Source organism: uncultured Polaribacter sp., from assembly GCF_947495205.1.
Classification (GTDB): domain Bacteria; phylum Bacteroidota; class Bacteroidia; order Flavobacteriales; family Flavobacteriaceae; genus Polaribacter.
Genome location: NZ_CANLXV010000021.1, coordinates 1 through 6,231 on the forward strand (window position 1 = coordinate 1; position 6,231 = coordinate 6,231).

At 26.9% G+C, this 6,231-nt stretch carries 8 protein-coding genes; all 8 read right to left on the reverse strand.

Going from position 1 to position 6,231, the window contains the following annotated elements:
• Positions 1-252 precede the first annotated feature (252 nt).
• Complete coding sequence (locus tag Q0762_RS13700) at positions 253-636, reverse strand: GxxExxY protein (protein ID WP_298767666.1); 384 nt, start codon at positions 634-636, stop codon at positions 253-255.
• 265 nt (positions 637-901) lie between these two features.
• Positions 902-1,678 carry a DUF1444 family protein gene (locus tag Q0762_RS13705; RefSeq protein ID WP_298767667.1) on the reverse strand — a complete coding sequence of 259 codons (777 nt, stop codon included), beginning with the start codon at positions 1,676-1,678 and terminating at the stop codon, positions 902-904.
• A 192-nt stretch (positions 1,679-1,870) separates the two neighbouring features.
• Entirely contained in the window at positions 1,871-2,473 is a 603-nt protein-coding gene (locus Q0762_RS13710; RefSeq protein ID WP_298767670.1) for a hypothetical protein, read from the reverse strand.
• Positions 2,474-2,637: 164 nt separating this feature from the next.
• Positions 2,638-3,285 carry a hypothetical protein gene (locus Q0762_RS13715; protein WP_298767672.1) on the reverse strand — a complete coding sequence of 216 codons (648 nt, stop codon included), beginning with the start codon at positions 3,283-3,285 and terminating at the stop codon, positions 2,638-2,640.
• 168 nt (positions 3,286-3,453) lie between these two features.
• The gene (locus tag Q0762_RS13720; RefSeq protein ID WP_298767674.1) at positions 3,454-3,912 is read right to left on the reverse strand and encodes a hypothetical protein; all 459 of its coding nucleotides are present in this window, start codon (positions 3,910-3,912) and stop codon (positions 3,454-3,456) included.
• Between the two features lie 990 nt (positions 3,913-4,902).
• Positions 4,903-5,205 (reverse strand): type II toxin-antitoxin system RelE/ParE family toxin, encoded by a 303-nt coding sequence (locus Q0762_RS13725; RefSeq protein ID WP_298767676.1) that lies wholly within the window; start codon positions 5,203-5,205, stop codon positions 4,903-4,905.
• Positions 5,206-5,427 (reverse strand): hypothetical protein, encoded by a 222-nt coding sequence (locus Q0762_RS13730; protein ID WP_298767678.1) that lies wholly within the window; start codon positions 5,425-5,427, stop codon positions 5,206-5,208.
• A 190-nt stretch (positions 5,428-5,617) separates the two neighbouring features.
• Complete coding sequence (locus Q0762_RS13735; RefSeq protein ID WP_298767679.1) at positions 5,618-6,103, reverse strand: hypothetical protein; 486 nt, start codon at positions 6,101-6,103, stop codon at positions 5,618-5,620.
• Positions 6,104-6,231: the final 128 nt, after the last annotated feature.

Consider the following 6,231-nt stretch of genomic DNA (forward strand, 5'->3'; position numbering starts at 1 on the left):
AAATTTTCAAAATTTTAAATAACTTTAATTCGTTTTTTTCCTCAGGTTTTGAGTAAGCGAGCCATTTTAGGTAACGTGCGTGTATAAAAAAAGTTGCGTTTTAAAACACTAAATTACTAAATAATACCTTACTAAAAAAATTATTACAAAACTTCTAGGACACTTAAAAAAGCAGCAATTATTTTTATGCGTTGTTAGCTGTAGCACATTTCCATACAGTCTGTAAAATCATTTTATCTGTTCATCTATTAATCATTTTTGTTTTCTTTTAAAATCTGGTTTTATTCCAAAATTTAAAATCAAAGCGACTTTATATTCACTTAAATTTAGTTGATTATATACTTTTTGTTCTAAAATACTAGAAAAATTTTCGTAGTTACAAACTTGAATTAAAACTTTTTCCTCCACAATTAAATTCGCTTTATAAATTCCTATTTTTTCTTTCATAAAAACAATTTTAATTTCTCTGTTTTTCTCGGAATTTAGGTTTAAATTTTTAAGACTTAACTCAAGTGCATTAATATAGATTTCATTTTCAAACCCAAAACCAATTTCATTATATACTTGATAAAATGCTTGAATAACTTTGTTTGTTATTTCTCCAAATAGATAATTTTCTTTCGAGTTTGTTTCCATAAAGTCTGATAAATCATTTGATCTGTTGATCTATTTTTTTCCATACAAATCTGTAAAATCTATTCATCATTAAATCCTGTTTTCAATAATTCGGTTGAGGTTTCAGAGTCTGCTGAGGTGTTACAGCTAACGTGTTTGTATATGATTTGTTGCGTGTTTTAAGCAACTAATTTAGTAAATAATTACCGACCAAGAAAGTCCGCGAGGACTTTCGCAATTAGGCAAGAAGCCAGCAATAAATTATATACGGTGTTGCCAACAGTACTTATTTCCATATTTCAAATTTTCCTTTTTTAAATATAAATATTTTATCTGAAACTAAATGGTCTCCATTCTCATTAATTTCTCCAATTGAATTCTTTAATTTTTCAATATTTTCTTTTTCATTTGTTCCTGTAATTAATACAATATCTCTTGCTGGAATTCCGATTATTAATTCACCATCTACTGGGAAATTTTCTTTATTCCAAATGTCAAATAATAATAAACTTGTTTCATAATCTCCTCCTGCAGTTAGCATAAAATAACCTTTCTCTCCGTGACTTTCCATTTTTGAAACTATAGAATTCAGGTTTTCAATTGCTTTTTCTTTTAGTTTTTCAATTCCTATATTCAGTTGCTCAATTCTTTCTTTTGTTAAATAACTTATTGAGTTATCCTTATCTTCTGCATAAAATATATACAATTCCGAATTGTACTTTTCATAAACGTGAGTATTCTCAAAATTTTCAACAAGTTTTGAGCTTTCTATTAAATATCTTTTGTCTTTTATTATAGGAACAATTCTCTCCAATTTAACTGGCTCTTCTGGAAGAAAAAGTTCTTTCGAGCCTAACGTATATTTTTCAATTACGTTTTTTAAATCTTTCGGTTCGTTTTTATATTCAGCGTATGAATTGTCTAAAAAATGGCGGTAATTATCAGAATCTTTTAGTTTTGTTGTTACCTCCAAACCATTAATTGAAACTAATTCCAATCCCTTAACTTTCCGTTTTAATTCAGTGAAAAATTTCTCCGAAAATTCAGATTCTGATAAGTTCAATTTTGATTTAAAAAATGAAAACATAAATATTATCGATTCGTTTTTTGTATTGTTGGCAACGGTTTTGTATATGGTTTGTTGCGTGTTTTAAGCACCTAATTTAGCAAATACAAACCGAATAGAAAATCCGCGAGGATTTTCGTAAATTGGCTAGAACTAGCAATAAATTATATACGGTGTTGTAAAACGTTTTTATTTTCCAAATCCAATATTTGGTTTTTCAGGTTTTACACTTTTTTTTAATTCCGCATATTTTTGGTCAAATTCCTCTTTTGTAATTGCATCTATTGATTTTAGCCATTTAAAATTATTCAGTTGACTTTCATAACTCAAATTTTCATCTACAATCGCATAGTTTTCTTTTAAAAATTCATTTCTTGATTTCATTAATTCCGACAAAAATTGGTCGGTCGCAGATTTACTCGGTATATTTTTATGAATATAAATGTAACTGTCATTTGTCAATCTTATTTTCCAAAAATTTTGTTTAGACAAAAAGTAAATTACCAAAAAAATTGTTCCTATTCCAGCCCAAAATAGTCCAGCAAATTTTTCTCCAGTTCCACCTCGATATAGACTTATTTGTATTGCAATTGCTATTAAAAAAATTACACCTGCAATTATCAATAAAGTGTGATTCGTTGATTTATGCGAAACTTTTTCTCCGTTTAAATTTTCAAATGGAATATCTACTTCATTTCCGTTTCCGAATTTTGAAACGTTATAAAATAATTTTGAGTCCGTAATTCTTAATTCACGTTTTACGAAGTTCTTATTTTGTTTTAATTCTTTCATTTTGTTTGTTGTGCCAAATGTTTTACAACGTGTTTGTGTATGATTAGTGGCGTGGTTAAGCAACTAATTTAGCAAATAAAAACCAGATAGAAAATCCGCGAGGATTTTCGTAAGTAGGCGAGAACTAGCCATTAATTATACACGGTGTTGCCAATAGTACTTTTTTATTTTTCTTTAAGAGTTCTTAAACTCCATTTTACAGCATAAATTAAATATCGTAATAAAAATAATATTCCAAAAAGTGTAACTCCAATTCCACCTACTAAATCAAGTTTTTCATTATCATTGAGGATTTTGTACTTAAATTCAGCTTGTTGTTTTTTTAATTTCGTTATTTCTTTTCTTATTTCCTCCGATTTTTTTAATTGAATACTATCGTTTGAGGATATTGAGTTTTTTTCGATGAAAGTCTCCAGTTCCTTTCCATTTTTGAATCCGATACCTTTATGAAAATCCGTAAGACTTTTTTCCCATTTATTTTTCCATCGATGCTCAATACTATCATTTTCCGCTATCCTTTGCAAAATAGGCCATAGTGTTTTTAGTTCACTATATTCAGAATTTGTAATATCAAATTCAGATGATAATTTTTCAAAAAACCATTCTTGATTTTCAATTTTTTCATTAACAGATTTATGTAAGTTTTTAGTTAATTTTTCTTTTTCGTTTAACGATTTATCAATTTTGTCAATATTGTTTTTCTGATATGAATTATAGGGGAAAACGCAAATAAATAATAATGAAGTTAAAACTATTAAAGTTAGAAGTATTAAAAATTCTCTTGCTATGATTTTTTTTACTTTTTTGTTCATTCAGGTTTCGGTTTCTGCGTATTATTGGCAACGTTGTTGTATAAGCTTTGTTGCGTTGATTTAGCGTAAAGTTAGTAAATATTTTCTGAATTAAAAGTGTGCGAGAATTTTCCAAAATAAGCAATTAATAGCAATAAAATTTATACGGTGTTGTGCGTTCGTTTTTATTTATTCAATTTCTAATTTTGGATTTCCTTTAATTATTCTTTCAAACAATTCATTTTTGTAATTAATATTCTCTCTATTTTCAGGATATAAATGTTCACTTTTAAAGTCAAACATAATTAAAGGTTTATTCTTATTTTTCCAAGTCACATATAAAATATTATCAAAACAATGAATTTCAAAATTCTCTAAACTTTCGTCCATTCTGCTAGTAACTGCGAACGTTTTTCCAAATTTTTCTATCTTTTTATTATTTTTTATTATGTTAAATCGAAGTGATTGTTTAGATTCAAATTCAGAATAATGAGTGATATTTATTTCATATTTTTCATTACAAGAGTTTGACAAATTCCCTAAATCTCTTTTCCCTTCCCCAAAAAGAAAATGCCATAAATAAATGATTCCAATAACAACTAAAAGAATAATTCCTCCACAACCAATTTTCGTTTTTTTATTCTTCATTAATTTTTATTTCTATTAATTAGAAAACTTTCCTTGGATTTAATTGCTATATATTTCAGTAAACTTATTGAATTCAGCAAGTCTGATTGGTAATGACGCACAACGTCTCGGCTATGGTTAGTACGGGAATTAAAAGTAATGAATTTCCGATTAATCACTTAGCCAAATTTTTTTATTTTGTTTTATCTTTTCTTTATTAAAGCCAAATCAAAAGATTTGGCGGACTTAGTAAATATACCAAAACTTTGGGTTAAGCATCAAAACCCGTATTAATTATAGCCCTTGTTGCCAACCGTTATTTCAATTTATTGGGTATCTTATGGTCTATAGAAAGTTTTTATGCACCAAATTGGAAATAAAAACAATAAGCAATTCAGTATTGAAATAGATAAGTGTAAGAAATTACTAGGAAATAATAGAATGAAATCATAATCTTTTATTGTAGCTGAATAACTAGAAACACAGAAAGGGAACAAAAAAAGTCTAATTTTTACCCAAATATTTTGCTTTATGCCTTGTTGAATAGTGGATAGTATTAGGGCAAACCCGATGATAAGTGAAATTCCTATAGAGCTAGCCCATAATTTTAGTGAAGCTTCAAAGTATATGCTTATAATTGTTAGATACCAAACTAAATAACACCATAAAATCATTTTTTGGGATGTTATATTTTTGAAATATTTTAAAAAAACAGTTATCACAATATCGTATGCTTCTTTTTATCTTGTCTAATGTCAAGTTTTGTTATTCAGTTAATTATATTTGGGTCAAATCTACCAATTTTAATAAACATTTTAGAGTTTTTTTTCTCTTTAGCCCAAGGAATTTATCGGATTCTGATGGGTAATGGTTGGTAACGTTGTTGTATAAAGTTTGTTGCGTTGATTTAGCGTAAAATTAGTAAATATTTACTAAATTAAATGTGTGCGAGAATTTTCCCAAATAAGCCAATAACAGCAATAAAATTTATACGGTGTTGTGCGTTGTTATTTATATTTCCTTCTTTAGTTTTTTCGGATTTTGTCTTGTGTCAAAAATTGTAACTACATTAATTTGTTTAGATGTAAATCTATAAAATAAAGTCGTTTGTTTTGTTACAACACATTTCCTTAATTTTTTTCCTTGTTTAGATTCAGGAAACATTTCAGGTTGATTTCTGATAAGTTCAATTGAATAATCTAACTTTTCAATGAATTCATTTTTTACTTTAACAGACCATTTTTCAACCAAATAGCTGAAAAGGGAATCTAATTTTTTCTCGGTCGTTTTTGAAATAACAACTTTACGAATCATTTATCTGTGTTTTTGCATAAACGATTCATAATCGGTAACTTCTCCGTTTTCAATTTCTATTGATGCTTTTTCAATCTCTGTTTTTTGTTCAATTGATAATTCAGTCCAAAAATCTACTGTTTTTTCCCTTTTAAAAATGTTTTTAATAGACTCAATTATTTTCGGGTTTTGAGTATTTAAAAGCATTTTAGCCAATTCTATTTTTTCTGCTTGAATATCCATAACGTTTTATGTTTATATTCAAAAGTAAGAATTATAGTTCAAAGTATTCTTGATATGACGAATTTTTTAATAACGCACAACGTGGATGTATAAAGTTTTGTTGCGTTGATTAAGCGTAAAGTTAATAAATATTTACTGAATTAAAAGTGTGCGAGGATTTTCCAAAATAAGCCATAAATAGCAATAAAATTTATACGGTGTTGTGTATAGTGTTTTTATTCAGATTTATAGTTTTCCATAGTATTGTAATTCCAATTGTAGTAAGAATTATTCCTCCTATAAAAAATGATAATCCGTAATTTTCGGCAAATATTCCGCAAAAATAATTCAAATATTGATTTGTAATTCCAGTGAGAAAAAAACCTGTTGATGCAATTACAATAATAATTAAAAAAAGTATTATTGAATTTATTATATGAATTTTTTTTCTCCAATTTATTATTCCAATAGTTAAAATTCCAATCAAAATTATTCCAATAGTCCATATTGCTCTGTTCGCAAAGAATTGTCCTAAACTTTCAGATGTTAGAGATTCAAATTTTTTCCAATCTCCATTAATTACTGCATCGTATACTTTTCCTTGAGATGCTATATATAATCTTTGAAGTCCATTTATTATAAATAGTAGAGAAAAAGTTTCCAGTAAAATTAATTTTATATTTATCTGTTTTTTCATTTCGGACATTATACACAACGTTGTTGTATAAACTTTTGTTGCGTTAATTAAGCGTAAAGTTAATAAATTTTACTGAATTAAAAGTGTGCGAGAATTTTCCAAAATGCGCCAATAAAAGCAATAAAATT

Bases quoted from the DNA above. Each gene is read 5' to 3' on its own strand.
- Q0762_RS13700 (WP_298767666.1), bottom strand. From the start codon at position 636: ATGGAAACAAACTCGAAAGAAAATTATCTATTTGGAGAAATAACAAAC.
- Q0762_RS13710 (WP_298767670.1), bottom strand. From the start codon at position 2,473: ATGAAAGAATTAAAACAAAATAAGAACTTCGTAAAACGTGAATTAAGA.
- Q0762_RS13715 (WP_298767672.1), bottom strand. From the start codon at position 3,285: ATGAACAAAAAAGTAAAAAAAATCATAGCAAGAGAATTTTTAATACTT.
- Q0762_RS13720 (WP_298767674.1), bottom strand. From the start codon at position 3,912: ATGAAGAATAAAAAAACGAAAATTGGTTGTGGAGGAATTATTCTTTTA.
- Q0762_RS13725 (WP_298767676.1), bottom strand. From the start codon at position 5,205: ATGATTCGTAAAGTTGTTATTTCAAAAACGACCGAGAAAAAATTAGAT.
- Q0762_RS13730 (WP_298767678.1), bottom strand. From the start codon at position 5,427: ATGGATATTCAAGCAGAAAAAATAGAATTGGCTAAAATGCTTTTAAAT.
- Q0762_RS13735 (WP_298767679.1), bottom strand. From the start codon at position 6,103: ATGAAAAAACAGATAAATATAAAATTAATTTTACTGGAAACTTTTTCT.